This is a genomic window from Streptomyces cinnamoneus (genome assembly GCF_014650495.1).
In the GTDB taxonomy this organism is placed as follows: domain Bacteria; phylum Actinomycetota; class Actinomycetes; order Streptomycetales; family Streptomycetaceae; genus Streptomyces; species Streptomyces cinnamoneus.
Genome location: NZ_BMVB01000032.1, coordinates 25962 through 49659 on the forward strand (window position 1 = coordinate 25962; position 23698 = coordinate 49659).

The following is a 23698-nucleotide window of genomic DNA, read 5'->3' on the forward strand; positions in this document are numbered from 1 at the left end:
CCCGGCTCAGGGCGTCCGGTACGGAGGTTCCGGGCGCCCGTCGGCCGGGGGAACCTGGATCATGGGCACGGGTTTGTTGTGCGGCCAGCCCGCCGAGTGGTCGTCGAAGCTCAGGTCACCGCTGGCGAGGGTGACCCGCCCCGCGTCGTGCAGGTTGGTGATCTGCAGGTACACGGTCTCGACGTCGGGGGTCGCCCGGCCGGTCTGGGCGGTGACCATGCGCGTCGCCAGGACCGCGACCTGCACGGCGTCGTGGTGCATGATCGCGTAGCCGTCGTGGAGCGCCGAGTCGGGGAACTTGAGCTCCTTGAAGCTCTGGTAGAAGGGCTTGAAGCCGGTCGGCGCCTCGGCGCCCTTGATCCACTGCTCGGCGGCGGCCGAGGAGGCTTCGAGGATGGTGATGTCGCTCTGCTTGAGCAGGTTGACCACCTGGTGGGCCTGCTGCACGGCGCCCGTCGAGCCCGTCGCGATGGTGATGGGCCTGGTGTGGCCGCACTGGCCGCGCGTCGAGAGGGCCTTCACCAGACCGGGCAGGTCGCGGCCGCGGCCGGCGTACAGGACCAGCTCCGACTTGGTGTGGCAGATGTTGTTGAGGGCGTTGACGAAGAGCCCCGGCTCGCCCTCCGTGTTGTTGCCGGTCGTTCCGACGAAGGAGACGCTGCGGTTCTCGATGTACTCCGGGAACGTCTCGTCGAAGGACTTGCGCATCGTCTGCACGTAGTTGTCGTTCCGGCTGTCGAACACCAGGTAGGCGTGGCGCTGGTCGGCGGGCAGCTTGTCCAGGCGCTGCCGCAGCGCCCTGGTGTAGTCGGAGTTGGACGGCGAGACCTTGAACAGGCGCTTGGCGTCGAGGTCGGTGGCGGTCAGGACGGCGCCGATCGCCGGGATCCTCCGCTTGCTGAGCTCCTCCGCGGCGGCCTGGGTGTCGGGGACGCTGATGCCCAGGCCGGCCACGGCGACCAGGGGATGGCTGCCGCCGGTCAGCCCGGCCAGCTGCTCGACCACCGGCTGCCACCGGTCCTGGTGCTTGCCCTCGCTGGCGAGGAGCAGCTGGATCTGGGGCGTCGTCCCGTGGATGCCGGGGGAGTCCTGCGACAGGCCGGGGCACACGTTGGCCCGGCACTGGGCGGTGTAGGCGCCCTCCAGACTGCTCTTGATCTCCTCGATGGGCAGGGCGCTGGTGTCACTCGTCGTCATGGGCGTCAGCAGGGCGACCTTGACGTACGGGACCGGGCGTTTGCCGGCCTCCGGCTTCTCCCACTGGTCGCGGACCCGCTGGTTCTCCTTGGCGATCCGCTCGGTGATGTCCCTCAGCTGGGGGGCGAAGGCGAAGTGCGTCTCGTCCATGACGCCGATGCACTCCCGCTCCGCCCCCGAACCGTTCCAGACCAGGTTCGGCTCCCCGTCCGTGCACCGCTCGGCCTCGTCGGCCCGTTGCACCAGCCACAGGGAGACCCCGGCGACGAGGGCGGCGACGACGACGAGCACGCCGATCCCCAGCCACCCCTTCCACCACGGGCGCAGTTCGTCGGGTCGTGGGCTCACGGGCATGATCGGGGCTCCTTGCTGACCGGACAGGCGTGGGATGCGGTGCGGTGCTCACATGTACTTCGCGGCCTCGTGCCGGAGCCCGACCCTGCGCGGGTCGGAACGCATGGCCAGGTCCTGGAACATCGAGCTGATGGTGAGGTTGAGCTCGGGCCGCGCCCGCGGCAGCCGGTTGCGCGGGTCGGTCGCCAGCCACAGCGAGGTCACGAGGACGGTCAGGGCCCGCCGCCCGGCGAACGAGCGCGGGGCGAGCGCGGCGGCGAGCCGGTCCGCCCGCAGGGTCGCCGTCAGCCCGGCCACCACCGGTTCGCGCAGCGGCGCGGCGGTGATCGCGTACAGCTCGTACAACCACGCCTCGGTGCTGTCGAGTTCGACCAGCTGCCCGGCGAGGTGGTCGACGACGTCGTCCAGCCGGCCGAGGGCGAGGGCGTGGTGGAGCACGTCGAGCGGATGGCCGTGCTGCAGGTGCCAGACCCTTAATCGTTCGTGCACCGCCTCCCACTGCTGCGGCGAGCGGGCCAGCTCCTGGCAGAGCAGCAGCCGCAGCCACGGATGCAGGACCGGACCACCGGGCAGCGGCCTGGGGTGGGAGCCGTTCAGATAGCCCGAGCCGCGGCCGCCGCGCACCCCGGCGTCCTGCGGAACGGGGTCCACCAGCCACAGCCGGGTGCCCATGGCGCGGGCCAGGGTGCTGCTCGTGTGCAGGGAGAAGGTGTCCAGCAGGCCCGCGTCGCACGCGGAGTCGAACGCGCGGGCCGCGCAGCACGTCACCAGCGCGGCCCGCTGGTCGTCGGTCAGCTCCTGGAGGACGTCCGTCAGCACCGCGCTGTCGACGGGCGGCCCCTGTGGTGCGCCGTCGGCCGAGGCGCTCGCGGAGAGCAGCCCGCGCAGCAGCGCCTCGGGGTCCTCGCGCCCCACGGCGCGTGCTGCCGCGTCGAGCAGCCGGTGCGCGCTCCAGGGGTGACCGCGCGTCAGGTGGTGGACGAGCCCGGGCGCCTCCGGCAGGCGCTGGGCCACGGACGCGCCGAGCTGGGAGACCTCGCCGGCGGTCAGGTCGCGCAGCTCCACGCAGTACCAGCGCCACGACGTGTCCGGAGGAGGGTCCGGTACGGCCTGCGCCCAGCCGGCGTACGAGGTCTCTTCCGGCGCGTGGATCACCACCCCTGCCGGGCCGGGTGCGAAGGGGCCGGGAATCTTCCCGGTGTCCGACGCGGTGGCCACGACCAGGAGCGGGTCGGGCCCGTCGGCGACGTCGCGGAGCTGCATCAGCAGGTCGAGGAACTCACGGCCGCCGTCGGCGTCGATGTTGTCCAGCAGCACCACGCAGTTGCGGTCGCGCCTGCGGCGCGCGTACTCGCCGCGCAGGTCCGCCAGGAACGCCGCGCACAGCCGCCGGTCCACCGCGGCCCGGTCGATGGGGGCGTTGCTCTTGCTGAGCCGGTTGAGGGCCACGAGTTCGTGCAGGGCGGTGTGCGGTCCGGCGTACCACGCGAGCGCGGTGCGCCGGGCCAGGCCGAGCGGCAGGCGCGGTGGATGCCGGATCAGGCCGGCCAGCAGGCCGACCCCCGGTATCTGCAGCAGGTTGAGGTCCTGCAGCAGCTCCGCCATCCCGGCGGCGTGGTCGGCGACCGCCGAGCTGGCGCGGGCCTCCTGCAGCGAGCGGCGGAGCTGACGGCCGGCCCTCCGGGAGTCGTTGGGGTCCAGGGAGAGCGCGGGGTCCACCGCGACCAGGCCGAGGGTGAGCCGCGGGAAGAGCAGCGCGGGCTGCCGGGCGAAGCGGTGCGAGAGGCCGTAGGCCAGCAGGCCGGCGATCTCGTGGGGCCGGCGGGGCGCGGCCGAGCCGAAGTCGTAGAGGGCGTGCGGCCGGTGGGAGCCGAGGTAGCCCAGCCACTCCAGGGCCGTGCTCTTGCCGCTGCCCCGCTTGCCGACCAGCACCAGGACGGGCAGCCCGGGGCCGCCCTGATCGCCGCGCCCTCCCTGCACCCGGGTGCGGCATTCCTGGTACAGCGCCTCGATGCCCTGGATCCCCACGGGCCGTGTGAATGGTTCCGGCACGCCGTTCGCCCCCCTTGCGCCGGCGCACGGCACGGCGCCGACGGTTACAGAATGCTGGCACGCGAGTGCGCTCCGCGCGACGGTCAGGACGAGATCCAGTGGCTCGTTCCGGGTCAACCCCGACGAACGTCAGGGGCGGGGGTTGCCCTTCGGGTCGGGTGTCGTCGATTCCCCGTCCATAGGTTCGACGCATGGAACACAGAACGATTCGTGAAAGCCGCCACCAGGAGCCCCGGTGGCGCCTGCCGGCCGCCGCCGGAGTGCTGGCCGTGGCGGCCGGGGTGCTGTGGTGGGCGGCACCGGACGGTACCGCCGGGAAGGGCGCGGTGCGGGTGACCGCCGGGGCCTCGGCGTCGGCGTACCGCTCCGTCGCGGGAACCGCGGCGGACGCACCGGGCTGGGCGGGCGCGTTGCTCGGCCTGGCCACCGAGGGCACGCTGGTGGTGCTCGGCCTACTGCTGGTGTGGACGGGCTGGACGGCCCTGCGCCGCCGCGACGAGCGCACCGTGGCCGGGGTGCTGCTGGCCGGAGTGGGCATGGTGGCGGCCTACGCGGTCAGCGAGGCCCTGAAGGTGACGGTCGACGAGGAGCGCCCCTGCCGCGCGCTGCGCGGCGTCACGGCGCTCGACCCGTGCCCGGAGGTGGGGGACTGGTCGTTCCCCAGCAACCACGCGACCCTTGCCGCCGCGCTCGCCGTGGGCCTGGCCATGGTGCGCCCACGGCTCGCCGCCGTCACCCTGCCCGTGGCCGGCCTCGCCGCGCTGCTGCGCGTCGCGGTGGGCGTGCACTACCCGCACGACGTGCTGGCCGGTGCTGTGCTCGGCGGGGCGGTGGCGGCCGCAGCCCTGCTGGCCCTGCTGCCGCTCGCCGTCCGCCTGGTCTCAGGGCCCGGATGGCTCCGGCGGGGGAGTCATGCCCGCTTCGTGCGCGACGACGGCGGCCGCGGCCCGGTTGTCGACGCCCAGGCGCGCCAGGATCGAGCTGACGTGGGCCTTGACCGTTCCTTCCACCACGTGCAGCCGCCGCGCGATCTGACCGTTGGTCAGGCCGGCCCCCAGGTGACACAGCACGTCCCGTTCCCGGGCGGTCAGGGCGGCGACCCGCTCGCGGGCGGTGGCACGCCGCCCGGCGGCGCTGCCGGCCCCGGTGGCCGCCAGATGGGCCACCACCCGGGCGGCGACCTTCGGTGACAGGTAGGCGGCGCCCTGGGCCACCGCACGGACGCCTGCGATCAGCTCCTCGGGCGCACCGGACTTGACGAGGAAGCCGGCCGCACCGCCCGCCAGCGCCCGGAGGATGTAGTCGTCCTCGCCGAACGTCGTCAGCATCACGACCCCGGTCCCCGGCGCGAGGTCGCGGATGCGGGCGGCCGCCTCGATGCCGCCCGTCCGCGGCATCCGGACGTCCAGCACGGCGACCTCCGGGCGGTGGCGCAGGACCAGCTCCACCGCCTCGTGCCCGTCCGCGGCCTCCGCGACCACGTCCAGTTCCGGGTCGGTGGACAGCACGGCGCGCACCCCGGCCCGGATCATCGGTTCGTCGTCGGCGACCAGTACGCGGATCATCGGGGGCTCACTCCTTGAGCACGGCGAGGGTGAGCAGCCGGCCGTGCTGGAAGCAGAGCTGGTACGCGTCCCCGGAGGCGTCCACGAACCGGTCGGCCGTCACCGCGTAGTACGCGCACTCGACCCCCCGCCCCTTCGGCTCGGCCGCCCGTGGCCGGTACGGCAGCTGACGGGCCGGCAGCAGTCCCGTCACTTCCGAGCGATTCTGCCCCACGTGCAGCGCCGCGTAGTGGGCAGGGTCGAGGACCGACTGCGAGAGCGTCAGCGACCCCCACACCGTCAGGGCGCCGGTGAGCACCACGGTGGCCAGCAACGGCACGACGACCGCCGCCACCAGCGCCCGTCCGGCCCGGCGGCGCGCCCGGCGGTGCTCCGGCGGCAGGGCCGCGGGGGCGGCCGGCAGGCCCGGAGGGGCGGGGGGCAGGCCCGGAGGGGCGGGGGGCAGCAGGGCCGGGGTGTGCGGCAGCCGTGCGGTGACGGTGAAGCCGCCGTCGGCGCGCGGGGCGTGGCTGAACGTTCCGCCGGCCAGCCGCACCCGCTCGTCCAGGCCGACCAGGCCGCGGCCGCCCCCGGGCAGCGGGCCCGCGGGGACGGGGCCCGCCGGCGGGGGAGCGTTCTCCACCGTCACCACCGTCTCGGTGGCCGTGTGCGCCACGTGGACCCGTGCGCCCGCCCCCGGCGCGTGCTTGGCGACGTTGGTCAGCGCCTCCTGCACGACGCGGTGCGCCGCCCGCTCGACCACCGCCGGCACCTCGCCCGCCTCCCCGTCGGTGTGCAACGCCGTCTCCAGACCGGAGGCGTTGGCGCCCTCGACCAGCCGCGCGATGCTGAAGTCCGCGGGTCCCGCGGGCGCCTCCTGGGTCTCCTCCCGGAGGATGCCGATCACTTCGCCCAGCCGCTCGACCGCGGTGGCCGCCCGCGCCCGCACGTCCTCGGCGGCCGCCCGGTGGGCGTCCGCCAGCCCGGGCGCGAGCTTGAGCGCCCCGGCCGAGAGCGCGATCAGGCTGAGGTCGTGGCCGAGCGCGTCGTGCATGTCCTGCGCGATGCGGGCCCGCTCGCGCAGCCGGGCCTGCTCGGCCACCAGCCGCTGCTCGCGTTCGAGTTGCTCCGCCCGGGACCAGCCGGCCCGCACCAGCTCCTGGTACTGGCGCCAGACGCGACCCGCGAACCAGGGCAGCAGGGCGGCGCCGACCACCATCGCCACGAAGCGGGTGCCCAGCCCCAGCAGGGTCGGGAGGTTCACCACCGCGGCCGCCCCCGCCGCGACCAGGACGCTCAGCGCGGCCGCCATCGGCCAGGTCCGCCCCGAGCGATGGCCGGCGAAGAAGGCGGCGGCCATGGCCGGCAGGGCCCACCACAGGCTCGTCAGGCTCAGCCCGGCCGCCGTCGCCGCGGCCACCGCGAGCAGGACTCCCGGGTCGCGCCGCGCCGCGGGCCCGCTGTCTGTCGTCGTCGTTCCGTGCACGGGTGCACGGTATGCGCCCCGCCCGGGGCCCCGCGGCGGGGGCCCGGGCGGGGCGCGGGGCGACGCGTCGTCAGGAGCCCGCGGGCGCCCCGCGCAGGGCACGGGCGCGGCCGGTCGCCGCGGTGAGCAGGGCCAGGGAAGCGGCCGTGGCCGGGACGACGAAGCCGACGGCCGCTCCGAGGTGCTCCACGCTCCAGCCGCCCGCGGCCGAACCGGCCGCGATGCCGGCCAGCAACCCGGTCACCGCCAGGGTCATGCCTTCGTTCAGCCGGTCCGGCGGCGTCGTGCTCTGGACCAGGCCCATGCCGGTGACCATGGTCGGCGCGGTCGCCATGCCGGCGACGAGGAGGGCGCCGGCCAGGGCGAGGAGGCTGCCGGTGCCCGCCACGACGAGGGGCAGGAGGGCCAGGGCGGCCATGAGGGCCAGGCAGCGCCGGAAGCGCTCCCCGGCCGGGCCCGCCGGGCGGGCCAGCCCGTACAGCAGCCCCGCCGCACAGGAGCCGGCCGCCTGCAGGGCCAGCACCGCGCCCGCCGCCCCCCGGTGCCCCTGCTCGTCGGCGAAGCCGATGGTCGCCACCTCCAGCGAGCCGAAGAGGGCGCCGGTGCAGACGAAGACGGCCAGCAGCAGGGCCAGGGCCGCATTGCCGCGCAGCAGGGAGCCCGAGGAGGACGGGCGGGGGGAGAGCGGGGGTTCGGTGCGACGCTGGGCGGCGAAGAGGACCGTGCCGGTCAGGAACATGCAGGCGCCGACGAGGGTGCCCGCCTCCGGGAAGAAGGTCGTGCACAGGAAGGCGGCCAGCACCGGACCGAGCATGAAGCACGCCTCGTCGACGGCCTGTTCGAAGGAGTTCGCGGTGTGCCGGGCCGCCGCGTCGTCACGGAAGAGGTGCGCCCAGCGGGCGCGCGACATGCCACCGGTGTTGGGCGTGGTCGCGGTGGCGGCGTACGCGGCGAACAGCGTCCACGCGGGCGCGTCGTACCGCACGCACACCACCAGGCCCAGCGACCCGAGCACGCCGACCGAGGCGGCGGGCACCGCCACGCGGGCCTGCCCGTAGCGGTCCACCATCCGGGCCGTCCACGGCCCGACGACCGCGGTCGCCGCGAGCCCGGTCGCCGTGACGGCCCCGGCGAGCGCGTACGACCCCCGGGCGGCCGAGATCATCAGCACCGCACTGACGCCGAACATCCCCATGGGCAGCCGTGCGAGCACGTTCCAGGCGGTGAAGGCGGCCGCACCGGGGACGGCGAAGAGAGCGGTGTAAGGGCTGCGCGAGGGAGGAGCGGAAGACATGCCCCCACCCTCGTCGCGGCCGGGTCCCGCGGTCCAACACCTGATGAGCAGCCATTGACGCACTCTCGTTGTCAATTCGCAGGCATCGTCTCCCGCAGGCGGGGGTACGGCCCTGCGCGCCGCACCCCGCGACGGGCGGGGGCGCCGACCCGGACGGAATACGTTGGTCCGAGCGTCGGCCGGGAACGGGACACCAGGAGGACCACCTCATGTCGGACCATCACACTCCGGTGGAGGCCGGGGCCCCCGAGGAGGCCGTGCAGGAACGACGGCTCCACCGCGACCTCGGGTTCTGGGGCCTGACGGCGATCGGCTTCTCCAACATCGTCGGATCCGGCTGGCTCTTCGCCGCCATGTACGCCTCCCGGACGGCCGGGCCCGCCTCCCTGCTCACCTGGGTCGGCGCCGGAGTGCTCTGCGGCCTGGTGGCGCTCGTCATGGTCGAACTCGGCGCCTCCCGCCCCGAGGGCGGCGGGACGGTCCGCTGGCCGCTGTACACCGGCGGCCGGCTGGTCGGCACGCTCATCGGCTGGTCCGTGCTGCTCTCGGTCGGCGGCACCGCGGCCGAGATCAGCGCGATCATGCAGTACGCCGACCACTACCTGCCCGGCATCTACGACGGCGGCACGCTCAGCGCCACCGGCCTCGGCCTCGCCGTCGCGCTCAGCGTGCTGCTGACGGCCCTCAACTGGTTCGCGGTACGGACGTTCGCCCGGCTGAACACCCTCGTGGCCGTCTTCAAGATCGTGGTGCCGGTGGTCACCGTCATCGCCCTGTTCGCCTCCGGGTGGCATGCGGGGCGCCTGACCGACCACGGCGGATTCGCCCCGTACGGCTACGCGGCCTGCCTGTCCGCGCTCGCGGGCGGCGGCATCGTCTACTCGGTCAACGGCTTCCAGGCCCCGCTCGACTTCTCCGGCGAGACCCGCAACCCCCGTCGCACCATCCCCGCCTCCGTCCTCACCGGCATCGGCCTCGCCCTGCTGATGTACCTGGCCCTGCAACTGGCCTTCCTGTTCACCGTCCCCGAGGACCTGCTCGGCCACGGCTGGCAGGGCGTGCACTTCGACTCCCCGTTCGGCCAGCTGGCGCTCGTCCTCAACCTGCACTGGCTCTCCAGCCTGCTCTACGCCGACGCGGTCGTCTCACCCGGCGGCTCCGCCTACGTCGGTGTGGCGCTCAACGCCCGTCACACCTACGCCCTGGCCAAGAACCACACGCTGCCCCGGACCTTCATGCAGGTCGACCGCCGCTCCGGCATCCCCCACCGGGCCCTCGTCCTGAACCTGGCCGTCATCGTGGTCTTCCTCCTGCCCTTCGGCGGATGGCAGAGCATCGTCAGCATCATGGGCGACATGTACCTGCTGATCTACGCGGCCTCGGCCGTGGCCGTCGCCGTCTTCCGCGCCGACCCCGGCACGGACATGGCCGGCTGGGTCCCCGGCCTGGGCTGGATCGCCCCCGTCAGCTTCGTCGTCTCCAGCGAGTTCGTGTACTGGTCGGGCTGGCACGACCTGCGCCTGGCCCTGCCCCTCGTCCTCGCCGGCCTGCTGCTCTTCCTCGTCATGCGGCGCTCCGGCCACGACGGCCGTCCCCTTGCCACCGAGGTGCGCGAGGGGCTGTGGCTGGTCGTCTACCTCGCGGTGCTGACGCTGCTGTCCTGGCTCGGCACGTTCGAGGGCTCCGGCAGGCTGCCCGCGCCCTACGACTCGCTCACCGTGGCCGCCGTGACCGCGGCGATCTTCTTCTGGGCGGTCAGGTCGGGTGTCCGGCAGATGAGACGGACGGCACTGCTCGACGGACGGGCCGGCGCGCCCCTGACGTAGGCTTCCCTCACGCTGCGACGAGGAGGCGAGTGAGCTGTTCATCAAGATCTGCGGGCTGCGGACGGCTGTCGACGTGGACGCCGCGGTGACCGCCGGGGCCGATGCGGTCGGGTTCGTCTTCGCCGACAGCCCCCGGCGCATCGACGCGGCCCCGGCCCGCGCACTCGCCGCCCGCGTACCCTCCCACGTCCTGACCGTCGGAGTCTTCCGGCACCAGCCCCTGGACGAGGTCGCGGCCCTGGCCGCCGCCGCGGGGCTGAGGGCCGTCCAGCTGCACGGGGACGAGGGCCCCGAGTACTACACGGCGCTGGGCGAGGAGGGCTACACCCTGGTGCGGGCCACCGCCCCCGACCCGCAGCGGCCCGAGCGCTGCGGCGCGCTCGGTGAGGACCTCCTGCTGCTGGACGCCCCCGCCCCGGGCTCGGGCAAGGCGTGGGACTGGACCGACCCGCGCTTCGTCCCGCCGCAGGGCCGCTGGATCCTCGCCGGCGGCCTCGACGCCGGCAACGTCGCCCACGCCGTCCGTACGCTCTCCCCCTGGGGCGTGGACGTCTCCAGCGGCGTCGAGGCGAGCCGCGGAGTGAAGGACGCCGGTCTCATCTCCCGGTTCGTCGCCGCGGCACGGAGCGCGAGCGACCCCGCCTGACCTCCCCGGCAGCCGGACCGGGCCGTTCTTACAAGGCTCTTAGAGCGCCGCGTCACGCTGCGGTGTCATGGCTACAGCACACGACACCCTCCCCCGACGGGGAGGCGACGGATGACGCACATACCCGACGGGACGCCCCGTCCTCCGGGGCCCCGGCCCGCCGGCCGCCGCTCCCTCGGCGGCAGGAGGTGGGTGGTCGTGGTGACGCTCGCGGTCGCCCTCGGCCTGATCGCCTGGCCGGTCCTCACCTCCTGCGACGTCTTCTCCGACAAGGGCGACCCGCTCAGCTTCGGACAGGACGACACCGTCACCGGCCGGACGGACGGCGGCGGCTCCGGGCCGCTGATGCCGACCGGCCCCAAGGCCGACTTCCGCGTCGCCAACACCCTGACCGACGGCACGAAGATCGGCGTCGTGACGCTGGACGGCAAGAAGTCCGGCTTCAAGGGCAAGGTGTGGGTGTGGGCGCCGAAGCAGTACGACGACCCCCGGTACGCCAAGAGCGGTTTCCCGGTCCTCATCGCGCTCCCGGGCGGCAACGGTTATCCCGTCAACTACTGGATGGGCACCGACCTCAAGCTGCAGTCCTCGATCGCCGAGTGGTCCAAGGAGGGCAAGAGCCTGCCCTTCATCGTCGCCATGCCGGTCCTGAACGCGGACGACAAGAACTACTACGACGGCAGCGACATCCCCGGCCGGCCCAAGATGGGCACCTGGCTGACCGAGGACGTCCCGGATCTGATCAAGCAGAACTTCCGGACCCTGAAGTCCCGTGACGGCTGGGCCTTCATGGGCTCCTCCTCCGGCGCCTTCGCGGGGCTCAAGGCCGTGCTCAAGCAGCCCGGGAAGTTCAAGGCCGTCATCGCCTCCGGCCCCGACATCGTCCCCGACTCCCCGCTGTGGGCCGGTCACGACAAGGAGAAGCAGGAGAACAACCCCGAGCTGCTGGCCCAGCACCTGATCGACGTCAAGGGACCGGACGTCTACCTCGCCTTCCAGGTGGGCACCAAGGAGAAGACGTCCATGGCCAACACGAAGGAGTTCCTCTCCGCGTACGGCAACAAGGGCCCGGTCCACACCATGCTCCGGGAGATCCCCGACGGCGAGCACAACGCCAAAACGTACGTGCCCAGCATGGGCCAGGGACCCATCGAGTGGATCAGCAAGCACATGGAAGGCCCCACGCCCTCCGGCTGACCCGGGCGCCGGGTCCGCTACCGTGGCGGCATGGTTCAGCTGAGCTACGAGCGCTACTGCACCGAAATCGTCGCGCAGACCGACCTGCTGAGGGCCTCCGTCGGGGGCGCCGACCCGGCGGCCCCCGTGCCCACCTGCCCCGGCTGGAACCTCGGCCAGCTGCTGCGGCACCTCGGCGGCGCCCACCGGTGGGCCGCCGAGGTGGTTCGGGCCCGCGGGACAGGCCCCGTCCCCGACGACCTGGTCAACGACGTCCCCGAGCGCGCCGACGAGGACCCCGGCGAGCTGGACGCCTACCTCGCCGAGGGGGCCGGCCGGCTGGCCGGGGCCCTGCGGGCCGCGGGGCCCGCGGCCCGGGTGTGGACGCCCGTTCCGGGGAAGAGCGAGGCCAGCCCCCTGTTCTGGGCCCGGCGCATGACGCACGAGACCGCCGTCCACCGGGCCGACGCCACCTGGGCGGCCGGCGGGGAGTTCACCGTCGCCGAGGACGTGGCCGTCGACGCCCTCGACGAATGGATGGAGTTCGGCACGCTCCCGGAGGTCTTCGAGGCCGCCCCCGGACTGCGGCAGCTGCTCGGGGACGGCCGCCGCCTGCACTTCCGCGCCACCGACACGGCGGTGGAGGCGGACGCGCAGTGGCTGGCCGGCCTCAGCGGCGAGCACCTCGTCTGGAGCCGCGGCCGGGGACCGGCCGCCACCGTCGTGCGCGGCCCGCTCACCGGCCTGCTGCTGACCGTCTACGGGCGGGGGCGGCACGGCAGCGGCAGGGGCGTGGAAGTCGGCGGCGACACCGAGCTGTTCACGGCGTGGCAGGCGGGGACGGGCTTCTGGCTCCACGAGTGAGCGCCGCCCCCGCCGGCCGCCGTCAGCGCAGGGCGAGCGCGGTGCGCAGGGTGGTGAACAACCCGGTCTGGTCGGTGACCCCGAGGACGCGGTGGGCCTGCGGGCCCTGGGCCGCGATGCGGACCTGCACCCCGGTGTGCTCCTGGCCCCCGCCGCCCGCGTTGGTGCCGTAGCCGACCTTCATCAGGCCGCCCTCGTCGGTGACGAGCGTCGCCGACTTCCCGGCCGGCCGGGAGTCGACCGGCACGATCTGACTGCTGTGGCCGTGGTCGGCGGTGGTGACGACCAGGGTGTCGGGGTGTGCGGCCGCGTACGCCCGGGCGACCCGCACCGCGCGGTCGAACGCGGCGGTCTCGCCGATCTGGCCGCAGGGGTTCGCCTCGTGGTCCTCCTTGTCGATGGAGGCGCCCTCGACCTGGAGGAAGAATCCCTTGCCCGTGCGGTCGCGGCCCTTGTCCCGTTTCCCTTCGAGGAGTTCGAGCGCCTTGCGCGTCTGGGCCTCCAGGCTCGGTGTGCCGGCCGGGCGCCCGGGAGGGGAGGTGACGCACCGCTGGGGTGGGGTGCCGGTGGTGGTGGCCGGCTTGCCGGTCCACTCCGAGGGCTGGGCGTCCGGTGCGAACAGCCCGAGCACGGGCCGGCCCGGCCGGGCCGCCCGCAGCCCGGCGGCGTCGGTCACCACCTGGTAGCCGAGCCGCCGGGCCTGCTGGGTGACGGTCCGGCCCCGGTCCGGCCCCTCGGTGATGGTCTGGTCGAAGACCCGCTTCCCTCCGCCGAGCAGGACGTCGACGCGGTGCGCGACGCTCTGTTCGGCGATGGAACCCGGACCGCCACGGCCCCGGGTGTCGCCGGGGCACCGCTTCATGTCCGCGGGGCCCTGGCAACTGCGGTCGGTGGCGTGCGCCGCGATCGCGGCGGGTGTGGCGTCGGTGAGCTCCGCGGTGGTGACGCTGCCGGTGGCGAGCCCGTTGCGCTGGGCGAGCTCCAGGATCGTGGGCAGCGGCCGGTCGGTGTCCCAGGTCTTGGACAGGCGGCGGTTGACGGTCTTGTGGCCGGTGGCCCAGCCGGTGGCGCTGGCCGCGGAGTCGGTGACGTAGTCGGGCCGTCCGTGGCCGTCGACGGCGTACGTGGTGTAGGCGCCGGTCATCGGTAACCGGTCCATGTGCAGCCGTCCCCCGGCGCCCACCGTGTAGTTGCGGGCGAGGGTGATCTCGGAGTCGCCCATGCCGTCGCCGATCAACAGGATCACGTTGCGTGCGGTGCCACCGGTGGCCGTCCGGGACACCGGATCGGAGGCGGCGGCCCCGGCCGGCACCACGACACCGGCGACGAGCAGGGCCGCCGCCCCGAGGGCGCGGCGGCGGGGACGTCTTCCAACTGCCCACATGGTCATGACGCTGAACCTCCCGTGGCCGGTGGTGCAGAAGCAGTTGCAAGCAGTGTGCAACCGCTGTCAAGTGGGCCCGGGGTGACGCCGGTTACTGCCGGGCCCTCGCCCGTTCCCGGTGGCCGAGCACGGTCGCCAGCACGCCGATCAGCGTCAGGGCCTCGGGGCTGAGCCCCGGTGAGCAGACGGCGACGACGACGATGACGACCACGATGGTCAGTGCGTCACAGATCTGGTCGGCGAGGGGGTGCCGGTCCCTGCGGCGCGCGGAGCTCCGCCGCTTCCCCCGGCCCGTCCCCAGTCCGTTCTTCTGTCCACCCTTCACGATCACTCCCCTAACCGTCGTGACTGGGATCCCAACGGAATATGAGCTTCCGCTTAGTCGAACTCTGCAGGTAGTGAAGCGACTAATCAAATACAAAACGGATGTATCACCCGGGTGATGCAACGGCATTACGAGACCGGGTCGGTGAGAAATCTCCTTTTCCCGGCATATACGATCATGGTTGGCTGTGGGTCGACAGGGACCGACGGCGAGGCAAGTCATCAGGGAAGAAGGAGACTTCACCATGGCAGGGAACCGGTTTCTGCGGTCCGTGGCGGTCGTCGCGGCCTCTGCGGCGTTAGTCGCGGGAGGGGCGGCGAACGCCTCCGCCGACGAGGCGTCGTCCGCCCCCGATGCGGCACAGGTGCGCGCGGCGCTGCAGCGCACGGTGAACGCGGGCGCGCCCGGGGCGTTCGCGGTGATCAGGGATCACGACAACCCCGGCCTCGACCAGTCGCTGACCGTGGGCAAGGCCGATCTGAGCGGCACCCCCATGAACGCCGACTGGCGCTTCAGAGTGGGCAGCAACACCAAGATGTTCACGTCGGTCCTGGTGATGCGCCTCGTCGACGAAGGCCGTCTCGACCTGGACAAGCCGCTGCGCGACTACCTGCCGGAGGGCACGCTGCCGCTGGACTGGCAGATGACCGCACGCCAGGTGATGCAGCACCGTGCCGGGGTGTACGACCACACCAACGACCTCCTGGAGCAGTCCGGTGAGGAGACCACGGACGTCTACGAGAAGCGCATCCGCAACAACGTCTACGATCCCAAGGACCTCGTGGCGATGTCCGTGAAGCACGGCGTCCAGTACACGCCGGGCTCCAAGTACGCCTATTCCAACACCGACTTCGTGCTGATGGGCCTCGCCGTCGAGCACCTCACCGGGCGCCCCTACGGCGACGTGCTGCGCGAGCAGATCATCGAGCCGCTGAAGCTGAAGCGCACGTCCTACGTCGTGCCCGAGAAGGCCATCGCGGGCCCGCACGTCACCGGCTACCTGACCAACGACGACCGTTCCAAGCCGCTGCTGGACTCCACCGAGCAGACGGCCTCCTGGGTCGGCGCCGCGGGAGCGGTCATCTCCACCGCCGACGACCTCGACCGCTTCCTCACCGCCCTGGTCGCCGGAAGCTCCGGCGGGCTGGTCTCGGACGCGTCGCTGCGGCAGATGGAGAGCGTGCTGCCCACCCCCACGGCGAAGATCGGCTACGGGCTGGGGCTGCGGGAGATCTCCCTCTCCTGCGGCAAGGTGCTCGGCCACGGCGGCATCGTCCAGGGCTACCAGACGCAGTCGTTCACCACGGCCGACGGCAAGCGGACGGTCATCGTCTTCGCCAACGCCTCCAACAACGGCTCCGTCACCCAGGGCCTGATGGGCGCGCTGGAACCCGCCTTCTGCGGCAAGCGGCCCGCCCCCGCCGCGAGCCGGTCCCTGACCAACGGCGGCAGCCGCCACCACGCACCCGCCGACACCGTCCCGGCCGTCGAGGACCCGCGCATCTGAGCCCGCCCGGTCCCGGGAGCGCCCCACCCGCCCTGCCGGAGGCACCCCCCGGGACCGTGCGGAGGCGCCCCTGCGGGTATAGCTTTAATTCAAGGGTAAATCTTCGGGTTTCGGCCGGGGACGCCTCCGGCCCGGGAAGCAGGCAGCGAGCCGGACGTGTCGGGCGGGCACCTGGAGCGCCGGGAAGGTAAGCAGGGAGCATGCGCCTTCAGCACCGTCCGCCGGGCCCCGGTCAGCCGTGGCGTCATCGCAGAGCGCTGATCGCGGTGCCCCTCGGGATCATTGCGGTGATCATGGCGCTCGACCTGGTGACCGGCCCGGACATCCACCTGGGACCGTTGCTCGTCGCAGCGCCGGCGCTCACCGCGGCCATCGGCGGCGCCCGGCTGACCGCCCTCGTCGGCGCGCTCGCCGTCGCCGCCCAGATCACCCTCGGCTTCCTGTTCGGCCGGGCGACGACGGCCGACCACCAGGCGCAGACCGTCGCCCTCTTCCTGGCCACCGTCTTCATCGTGGCCTTCCGCATCGTCCACGAACGCCACGAGCAGGCCATGGACCAGGTCCGTTCCGTCGCCGACGCCGCGCAGAAGGTCCTGCTCAGACCGCTGCCGCCGCGCATCGGGGAGCTGTGCCTCGCGTCGGTGTACGTCGCCGCCGAGGCGGAGGCCAAGATCGGCGGCGACCTCTTCGCGGCGGTACGGGCCCGGAAGGGGACCCGCGTTCTGATCGGCGACGTGCGCGGCAAGGGACTGGACGCCATCGGCGACGCCGCACTGCTCCTCGGCGCCTTCCGCGCGGCCGCCCACCGTTTCCCGCCGCTGCCCCGGCTGGTCGCCCACCTGCACAACACCGTCTACTGGGACGCGGACGGACCCCCCGGCGACCCGGCGGTAGGGGAGGGCTTCGTCACCGCCGCGGTGCTGGAGATCCACGACGACGAACCCCTGCTGGAGCTGATCAGCTGCGGTCATCCGCCGCCGCTGATCCTGCGGGAGGGCGGGGTCATCCCCCTGGCGGTGAGCGACCCCTCCCTCCCGCTCGGCGTGGGCGGCGAGCAGTCGGAGGGCGACTACACGGCCGAGTCGTTCACGTACCGTGACGACGACCTGCTGCTGCTCTACACGGACGGAGTCATCGAGGCCCGCAGCCCCGGGGGAGCCTTCTACCCGCTCGCCGAGCGGCTCGCCCTCTGGCGGGAGACCGAGCCCGGCCGGCTCGTCCGGCGTGTCCACGAGGACCTGCTCGCCCACACCGGCGGTTCCCTCGACGACGACGTGGCCCTGCTCGCCATCAAGCGTTGCCCCTGACCGGGGCGGCCCGGCGCGGACCGGCCGGACGTCACCCCAGGATGTGGACCTCGGTGCTGTTGGTGCCCGTCCGGCTCTTCTTCACGGCCACCAGGTCGGGACGCCCGTCCCGGTTCCAGTCGGCTACGGCGAAGTCGAAGGTGTCGTCGGTTTCGTGCAGGGCGGTGCCGGTCTGCAGGATGAACCGCTGGAAGTTGTTCGCGCCGGAGAGGATGTGGACTTCGGTGCTGTTGGTTCCGGTGCGGCTCTTTTTGATGGCGACGAGGTCGGGGCGGCCGTCGCGGTCCCAGTCGGTGGCGGCGAAGTCGAAGGTGTCGTCGGTTTCGTGCAGGGCGGTGCCGGTCTGCAGGACGAAGCGCCGGAAGTTGTTCGCGCCGGAGAGGATGTGGACTTCGGTGCTGTTGGTTCCGGTGCGGCTCTTTTTGATGGCGACGAGGTCGGGGCGGCCGTCGCGGTCCCAGTCGGTGGCGGCGAAGTCGAAGGTGTCGTCGGTTTCGTGCAGGGCGGTGCCGGTCTGCAGGATGAACCGCTGGAAATTGCTCGCGCCGGAGAGGATGTGGACCTCGGTGCTGTTGGTGCCCGTCCGGCTCTTCTTCACGGCCACCAGGTCCGGTCGCCCGTCACGGTCCCAGTCGGCCAGGGTGAAGGCGAACGTGCCGTCCGTCTCGTGCAGGGCGGTGCCGGTCTGCAGGACGAATCTCTGGAAGTTGCCGGCACCCGACAGGATGTGGACTTCCGTGCTGTTGGTGCCCGTCCGGCTCTTCTTCACGGCGACGAGGTCGGGGCGCCCGTCGCGGTCCCAGTCGGCGGTCGTCGTGGCGAAGGTGTCGTCGGTCTCGTGGAGTGCCGTGCCGGTCTGCAGGATGAAGTTGCGGAACGCCGCGGCGCCGGCCTGCGGAGCGCGCTCGGGCGTCTGATGCTTCCCGGCGGCCACCGCGCCGCCCGGAGCGACGAGGACGGCGCCCAGAACGACCGGGGCGAGTGCGGCAACGGCTGCCTTCATGGTGCGCACAGGAATGCCTCCCTGACCCATGCTCCCGGGAAGCTCCCGGGAGGCGCGACCGATGCTAGGGGCCCCCTCGGATCCTGCTCCCGGAGCGTCGCGCCGACGACCGGAAGCCATGGGTGAAGGGCCGATTCCGGCTGCCGTGACGGGCCTGACCGGGCGCGATTCCTCCCGGCATGCCGTACGGCAGGCCCCGTGCCAGGCTGGAAACGGAGGCCGCCGGCCGGGCAGCTCCGGTCAGCGACGACGCTTCTGACGCAAGGGAGCCCGTCATGGCGCCCAAGAAGAAGACGGCTCCCGGCAAGCCGGCAGCCGACCGGGACAAACTGATCGCCTCTCTCCGGCAGTTCATCAGAACCAAGGGACCGGCCTACCTCGACGACCCCAACGTGTCGTCGATCGGCATCGGCTACCGGGTGAAGAACGGCAAGCGGGGTAAAGAACTCGCCGTCCAGTTCACGGTCGACAAGAAGGTGCAGCCCGAAGCGCTGACGGCGCTGGGCACCACGGCGCTTCCCTCGTCCGTCACGGTCGACGGCGTCGAGGTGCCGACCGACGTCATCGAACGCAGCTACCAGCCGCACCTGCGCGTCGTCCCGGAGGTGGCGAGCCCCGACCGCAAGACGCGTCTCGACCCGGTCGTGCCCGGCGTGAGCGTCGCGCACGTCAAGGTGTCGGCGGGCACCATCGGCTGCATCGTCTTCGACCGCAAGGACGGCACGCCCTACGTGCTGAGCAACTGGCACGTCCTGCACGGGCCCGACGGCAGGCTGGGCGAGGACGTCGTGCAGCCCGGCCCGCACGACGACAACCGCATCGCCCGCAACCACCTGGGCACCCTGGCCCGTTCCCACCTCGGGCTGGCCGGCGACTGCGCCGTGGCGAGGATCAACGACCGGGGTTTCCTGCCGGAGATCTCCGAACTCGGTGTCGTCCCGGAGGAACTGGGCGAGCCGGAACTCGGCGACAAGGTGGTCAAGAGCGGGCGGACCACCGGCGTCACGCACGGCGTGGTGCGGCGCATCGACACGATCGCGAAGATCAACTACGGGGGTCCGGTGGGGGAGCAGGCCATCGGCTGCTTCGAAATAGGCCCCGACCCCGACAACCTTCCCGCCGACGGAGAGATCAGCCAGGGCGGTGACTCGGGGTCCGCGTGGATGTTCAAGACGGCCCGCGGCAAGCCCGGCAAGATCCTGGCCGGACTGCACTTCGGCGGTGAGGGCGGCGGCGACCCGGACGAGCACGCCCTGGCCTGCCTGCCCGGCTCCGTCTTCGAGAAGCTGGAGATCAGCCTGCAGCCGCCCCCGGTCCAGGAGGCGGAGGTCCTCGACGGATACGACCCCCTGTTCCTGGGCGAGCGGATCGACACCCCCAAGCTCAACCCGACGGTCCTCGGCGACGCGGCCCTGTTCAACGGCTCCGAGGTCATCCCCTACACCCACTTCTCGCTGGCGCTCAGCTCCACCCGGGGCTTCGCCTTCTGGGTCGCCTGGAACGACGACGGCGGCTCGCTCAAGAAGCTCAGCCGCACGGGCATCGCATTCGTCAAGGACCCGCGCATTCCCGCCGACTTCCAGGTCGGCAACGAGCTCTACGAGGGCAACCGGCTCGACCGGGGGCACATCGCACGCCGGGCCGATCTGCTGTGGGGAAGCCCGACCGAGGCCGACAAGGCCAACGTCGACTCGTTCTTCTACACCAACATCACGCCCCAGATGGACGACTTCAACCAGAGCAGCAAGAACGGACTGTGGGGCGATCTCGAAGAGGCCGTCTTCGCCGACGTCGACGTCGACGACCTGAAGGTCAGCATTTTCGGCGGACCGGTCTTCCAGGACGACGACCGTCTCTACCGGGGCATCCAGATACCGCGCGAATTCTGGAAGGTCATCGCCTTTTCCGAAGGCGGCACCCTCAAGAGCAAGGCGTTCCTGCTGACGCAGAACCTCAATCAGCTCGAAGCGCTGGAGCTCGACGAGTTCCGCGTCTACCAGGTCACCGTGGCCGAGGTCGAGGAACGCGGACACCTCCGCTTCCCCGACGTCCTGCGCAAGGCGGACACCCTGGAGGTGCCGGAGTCGCTGGGCGACCGCCGGCCCCTGGCGAGACCGTCCGACATCCAGTGGCACTGAGCGGGCCCGGACGGGCCGCCGACGACACGCCCTCGCGGCACCGTGCGGTGGTGCGGCCGTGCGGGCCACCGGTGGCCCGCACGGCTCAGCCCAGGTCCCGGCGGCGGAGCGCCACCAGGCCCGCACAGGTCAGTGCGGCCGCCAGGGCCGTCAGCCACACGAACGGCACGGCGGACGCCACCGCACCCGGCAGCTTGGGCAGGTGCCCGAAGGGGGAGAGGCCCATGACCCACCCGGGCAGCTTCAGCACGGGGCCGAGCCAGCCGATGGCCAGGCACACCCCCGCCGCCGCCCAGGCGCCCGCCGACACCTGCGGCACGGCACCGAAGACCAGCACCGCGAGGCCGGCCGGCACCCAGGCGGCCGGCGCCTGGGCGAGCACCGCACCGAGCACGCGCGGCAGCTGTCCCCCGACGTCCCCCGCCGCGAGCCCGTAGCCCAGGCCCATCCCGAGGCCGCCGGCCGCCAGCACGGCCGCCGTGCCCAGGAACGCGAAGGCCAGGTGCCCGGCCGCCCACCGCAGCCGGCTCACCGCACCGGCGAGCACGGGCTCCGCCCGCCCGCCGGTCTCCTCCGCCCGCAGTCGCAGCACGCTCCCCACCGCGTACAGGGCCGCGACCATGCCCAGCACACCCGCGATCGAGGACAGGAACGCCTCGGTGATGCCCTGGTGACCTCCCATGCGCGCGAAGATCTCACGGGTGCCGTCGTTGTCCCCGACGAGCTCGGTGGCACCGTCGGTGATGGCGCCGAAGACCCCGCCCGCCACGGCGAAGGCCAGCGCCCAGCCCAGCAGCGAGCCGCGCTGCAGGCGCCACGCGAGCCCGTACGCGCCGGCCAGGCGGCGGGAGGCCGCCGCCGCTCCCGGCCGGTCGGCCAGCAGACCGGCACCCAGGTCGCGCCGCCCGGCGAGCGCGTAGGCGGCCGCCGCCGTGACCGCCGCTGCCGCACACGGCAGCAGCAGCACCCACCAGCGGTTCCCGGCGAACGCCCGCACCTCCTCGCCCCAGCCGACGGGGGAGACCCACACCAGGGGCGAGGACGCCCCGCCGCGCGCGGCGTCCCCCGCCGCCCGCAGGACGAACGCGGCGCCCAGCACCGCGCCCGCGATGCCCTTGGCCGCCCGTGCGCTCTCCGTGAGCTGGGCCGCGACGGCCGCGACGCCCGCGAAGCACAGCCCCGCACCGCCGATGGCCAGCCCCAGGGCCAGCGCGCCCCCGCCCGGCAGCCCCAGGCCGGCCAGGCCGGCCGCGACGAGGAGCGCCACCAGGACGTTCGCCGCCAGCGCCGTCAGCAGGGCCGCGGTGAGCGGTGCCCGGCGGCCCACGACGGCCGAGGACAGCAGCTCCTGGCGGCCGCTCTCCTCCTCTTCCCGGGTGTGCCGCACCACCACGACCACGCTCATGACTGCGGCGAACACGCCCCCCAGCGCCACCATGCGCCAGGCGACCAGACCGCCGGGCGCGTCGTCGAGCACCGGCCCGTACAGCGCGCGCAACGAGCCGCTGGCGTTCGTCGACCGTGCCAGCCCCGCGCGACCGGACGCCGTGTCGTAGAGCGTGCGGAACGCGCTCGCGGTACTCATGACGGTCAGGCCCAGGGCCACGACCCACACCGGCAGCATCACCCGGTCGCGGCGCACCGCCAGCCGCAGCAGCGTGCCCGTACCCGCCAGCTGCCACGAGCGGCTCGCATGCCGCCGGGCGGTGCCCGGCGCGGCGACGGCGGTCATCTCGCCACCGTCCCCGCCGCGCCCGCGGGCACCTCGCCCTGGTAGTGGCGCAGGAACAGCTCCTCCAAGGTGGGCGGCGTACTCGTCAGGCCGAGCACCCCGCACGCGGCGAGCCGGTGCAGCACCGCGTCCAGCCCACCGGGGTCGACCTGCAGCCTGACCTGCTGCGCCCGCCCCTCGTGCAGGGGCCGGACGGTCACGTCGTGGACGCCGGGCAGCTGCGTGAGACCGTCGGGAGCGCCCGACAGCTCGGCGGTCACGGACGTACGGGTCAGGTGGCGTAGCTCCGCGAGCGAGCCCGTCTCGACGGTCACTCCCCGGCGGACGATGCTGACCCGGTCGCACAGCGCCTCCACCTCGCTGAGCACGTGGCTCGACAGCAGGACCGTGCGGCCGCGCTCGCGCTCCTCGGCCACGCACTGCTGGAAGACCTCCTCCATCAGCGGGTCGAGTCCGGAGGTCGGCTCGTCCAGCACGAGCAGATCGCCGTCGGAGGCGAAGGCCGCCACCAGGGCGACCTTCTGGCGGTTGCCCTTGGAGTAGGCGCGCCCCTTCTTCGTCGGATCGAGCTCGAAGCGCTCCAGGAGCCCGGCTCGCCGTGCCCGGTCACCGCCCCCGCGCAGCCGCAGGAAGAGGTCGATGACCTCGCCGCCCGAGAGGTTGCGCCACAGGGTGACGTCGCCGGGCACGTACGCGACGCGGCGGTGCAGTTCCACCGCGTCGCGCCAGGGGTCCCTGCCGAGGACCTGGGCGGCCCCGCCGTCCGGGCGCAGCAGGCCGAGGAGGATCCGGATGGTGGTGGACTTCCCGGCGCCGTTGGGGCCGAGGAAGCCGTGCACCTCACCTGCCTCGACAGCGAGATCGAGGCCGTCCAGCGCACGGGTCCGGCCGAAGACCTTGCGCAGGCCGGACACGGAGATTGCCTTCGTCATGCCTCGAACGTACGCTTCTTTCAGAAATTTGTGAAGATTGGAAAGGGTGTAAATTGACCGCGAGAGCGTCCCCGGTCCGGCGGGCCGCACCAGCGATGCAGGGGAGAGGGCGCGCGATGAGAGAGACGGCCGCGACGGCGGACCGCGACGGCGGGGACGGCACCGAGCGCGCCGCCGTGGTCCGCGACCGGCAGCGCGACACGGAAGCCGTGTCCCGCTTCGTCGAGCGGTTCGCCGGGGAGCTGACCGACGCCGGCATGCAGCGCATGGCGGCCCGCGTCTTCGCGGCGCTCCTGGCCTCCGACTCCGGCACGATGACCTCCGCCGAGCTGGCCGAGCAGCTGCAGATCAGCCCGGCGGCGGTTTCGGGGGCGGTCCGCTACCTCACCCAGGTCGAGATGGTGGGCCGCGAACGCGAACCGGGCTCCCGGCGCGACCGCTACCGCCTCCACGGCGACGTCTGGTACGAGACCCTCACCCGCCGCGACCAGCTCCTGTCGCGATGGGAGGGCGTGATGCGCGAGGGCGCGAGGACGCTGGGCCCGGACACCCCGGCGGGCGTGCGGGTGGCGGAGACCGCGGAGTTCTTCGAGTTCATCCAGAAGGAGTTCCAGCAGGTCCTGGTCCGCTGGCGCGACCACAAGGCGGCGCGGCGCGAGGCCGCCTCGTCGGAGGGTGGGACACCCGGCCCCGTGGCGTAGCGCTCGGTTGCGGAGGGTGCGGAAATCGGGTCCGGTGGGGGCTCCGGGTGTGAGGCCGCCCATAGGGGCCAGGTCACCTTCCCTGTTCTTTAGTGGAAGGTGGCCCTTTTCTTTGCGGCCGGATTCGGTGTGCGTGGGTGTTCTTACGGTGTGGGGTCGTAGGTCACATGATTGCCAGGGGTTTCGGGCGCCGCTAACAATTACGGGGTCGCTGGGCGCCGTCGATCGAG

18 protein-coding genes and 1 pseudogene are annotated in these 23698 nt (G+C 73.0%); 9 read left to right on the top strand and 10 right to left on the bottom strand.

The window, feature by feature from the left end; translation table 11 throughout:
* Positions 1 to 6: 6 nt before the first annotated feature.
* Together IE182_RS28640 and IE182_RS28645 are read right to left on the bottom strand one after the other, a co-directional pair.
* Positions 7 to 1545 carry an ABC transporter substrate-binding protein gene (locus tag IE182_RS28640; protein ID WP_190112883.1) on the bottom strand — a complete coding sequence of 513 codons (1539 nt, stop codon included), beginning with the start codon at positions 1543 to 1545 and terminating at the stop codon, positions 7 to 9.
* A gap of 54 nt (positions 1546 to 1599) precedes the next feature.
* Positions 1600 to 3603, bottom strand: coding sequence for a hypothetical protein (locus IE182_RS28645; protein ID WP_190112884.1), 2004 nt, complete (start codon positions 3601 to 3603; stop codon positions 1600 to 1602).
* A 191-nt stretch (positions 3604 to 3794) separates the two neighbouring features.
* On the opposite strand from IE182_RS28645, the pseudogene IE182_RS32565 reads away from it, so the two are divergent.
* A pseudogene (locus IE182_RS32565) lies at positions 3795 to 4439 on the top strand (phosphatase PAP2 family protein); the annotation flags it as partial.
* 45 nt (positions 4440 to 4484) lie between these two features.
* Here the strand turns inward: IE182_RS32565 and IE182_RS28655 are convergent.
* From IE182_RS28655 to IE182_RS28665, 3 genes are all read right to left on the bottom strand, one after another.
* Positions 4485 to 5168: a response regulator gene (locus tag IE182_RS28655; RefSeq protein ID WP_190112885.1), complete on the bottom strand. Its 684-nt coding sequence runs from the start codon at positions 5166 to 5168 to the stop codon at positions 4485 to 4487.
* Positions 5169 to 5175: 7 nt separating this feature from the next.
* Positions 5176 to 6633: a sensor histidine kinase gene (locus IE182_RS28660; RefSeq protein ID WP_229845193.1), complete on the bottom strand. Its 1458-nt coding sequence runs from the start codon at positions 6631 to 6633 to the stop codon at positions 5176 to 5178.
* Between the two features lie 70 nt (positions 6634 to 6703).
* A complete protein-coding gene (locus tag IE182_RS28665) occupies positions 6704 to 7927 on the bottom strand; it encodes an MFS transporter (RefSeq protein ID WP_190112886.1) in 1224 nt (407 codons plus the stop codon).
* Positions 7928 to 8136: 209 nt separating this feature from the next.
* On the opposite strand from IE182_RS28665, the gene IE182_RS28670 reads away from it, so the two are divergent.
* From IE182_RS28670 to IE182_RS28685, 4 genes are all read left to right on the top strand, one after another.
* Positions 8137 to 9753, top strand: a complete 1617-nt coding sequence (locus IE182_RS28670) for an APC family permease (protein ID WP_190112887.1) — start codon at positions 8137 to 8139, stop codon at positions 9751 to 9753.
* A gap of 34 nt (positions 9754 to 9787) precedes the next feature.
* Positions 9788 to 10399 carry a phosphoribosylanthranilate isomerase gene (locus tag IE182_RS28675; protein ID WP_190112899.1) on the top strand — a complete coding sequence of 204 codons (612 nt, stop codon included), beginning with the start codon at positions 9788 to 9790 and terminating at the stop codon, positions 10397 to 10399.
* A gap of 111 nt (positions 10400 to 10510) precedes the next feature.
* Positions 10511 to 11596: an alpha/beta hydrolase gene (locus IE182_RS28680; protein ID WP_190112888.1), complete on the top strand. Its 1086-nt coding sequence runs from the start codon at positions 10511 to 10513 to the stop codon at positions 11594 to 11596.
* Positions 11597 to 11626: 30 nt separating this feature from the next.
* Positions 11627 to 12439 carry a maleylpyruvate isomerase N-terminal domain-containing protein gene (locus IE182_RS28685; protein WP_190112889.1) on the top strand — a complete coding sequence of 271 codons (813 nt, stop codon included), beginning with the start codon at positions 11627 to 11629 and terminating at the stop codon, positions 12437 to 12439.
* A gap of 22 nt (positions 12440 to 12461) precedes the next feature.
* Here IE182_RS28685 and IE182_RS28690 read toward each other — a convergent pair whose 3' ends face one another.
* Positions 12462 to 13829 (bottom strand): alkaline phosphatase, encoded by a 1368-nt coding sequence (locus IE182_RS28690; RefSeq protein WP_229845195.1) that lies wholly within the window; start codon positions 13827 to 13829, stop codon positions 12462 to 12464.
* 85 nt (positions 13830 to 13914) lie between these two features.
* The gene (locus tag IE182_RS28695) at positions 13915 to 14148 is read right to left on the bottom strand and encodes a hypothetical protein (protein ID WP_190112890.1); all 234 of its coding nucleotides are present in this window, start codon (positions 14146 to 14148) and stop codon (positions 13915 to 13917) included.
* Positions 14149 to 14392: 244 nt separating this feature from the next.
* On the opposite strand from IE182_RS28695, the gene IE182_RS28700 reads away from it, so the two are divergent.
* A complete protein-coding gene (locus IE182_RS28700) occupies positions 14393 to 15655 on the top strand; it encodes a serine hydrolase domain-containing protein (RefSeq protein ID WP_190112891.1) in 1263 nt (420 codons plus the stop codon).
* A 200-nt stretch (positions 15656 to 15855) separates the two neighbouring features.
* Positions 15856 to 16962 (top strand): PP2C family protein-serine/threonine phosphatase, encoded by a 1107-nt coding sequence (locus IE182_RS28705; RefSeq protein WP_190112892.1) that lies wholly within the window; start codon positions 15856 to 15858, stop codon positions 16960 to 16962.
* Between the two features lie 31 nt (positions 16963 to 16993).
* Here the strand turns inward: IE182_RS28705 and IE182_RS28710 are convergent, their stop codons facing one another.
* Positions 16994 to 17965 carry an FG-GAP repeat domain-containing protein gene (locus IE182_RS28710; RefSeq protein ID WP_229845198.1) on the bottom strand — a complete coding sequence of 324 codons (972 nt, stop codon included), beginning with the start codon at positions 17963 to 17965 and terminating at the stop codon, positions 16994 to 16996.
* A gap of 275 nt (positions 17966 to 18240) precedes the next feature.
* Between IE182_RS28710 and IE182_RS28715 the strand changes: the two genes are divergently transcribed.
* Complete coding sequence (locus IE182_RS28715) at positions 18241 to 20103, top strand: DNA/RNA non-specific endonuclease (RefSeq protein ID WP_190112894.1); 1863 nt, start codon at positions 18241 to 18243, stop codon at positions 20101 to 20103.
* Between the two features lie 85 nt (positions 20104 to 20188).
* On the opposite strand, the gene IE182_RS28720 is transcribed toward IE182_RS28715, so the two are convergent.
* Together IE182_RS28720 and IE182_RS28725 are read right to left on the bottom strand one after the other, a co-directional pair.
* Positions 20189 to 21835 (bottom strand): ABC transporter permease, encoded by a 1647-nt coding sequence (locus tag IE182_RS28720; protein ID WP_190112895.1) that lies wholly within the window; start codon positions 21833 to 21835, stop codon positions 20189 to 20191.
* Positions 21832 to 22767, bottom strand: coding sequence for an ABC transporter ATP-binding protein (locus IE182_RS28725; RefSeq protein WP_190112896.1), 936 nt, complete (start codon positions 22765 to 22767; stop codon positions 21832 to 21834). The genes IE182_RS28720 and IE182_RS28725 overlap by 4 nt, the downstream gene beginning before the upstream one ends.
* A 116-nt stretch (positions 22768 to 22883) precedes the next feature.
* On the opposite strand from IE182_RS28725, the gene IE182_RS28730 reads away from it, so the two are divergent.
* Entirely contained in the window at positions 22884 to 23468 is a 585-nt protein-coding gene (locus IE182_RS28730) for a GbsR/MarR family transcriptional regulator (protein WP_190112897.1), read from the top strand.
* The last annotated feature ends 230 nt before the right edge of the window (positions 23469 to 23698 follow it).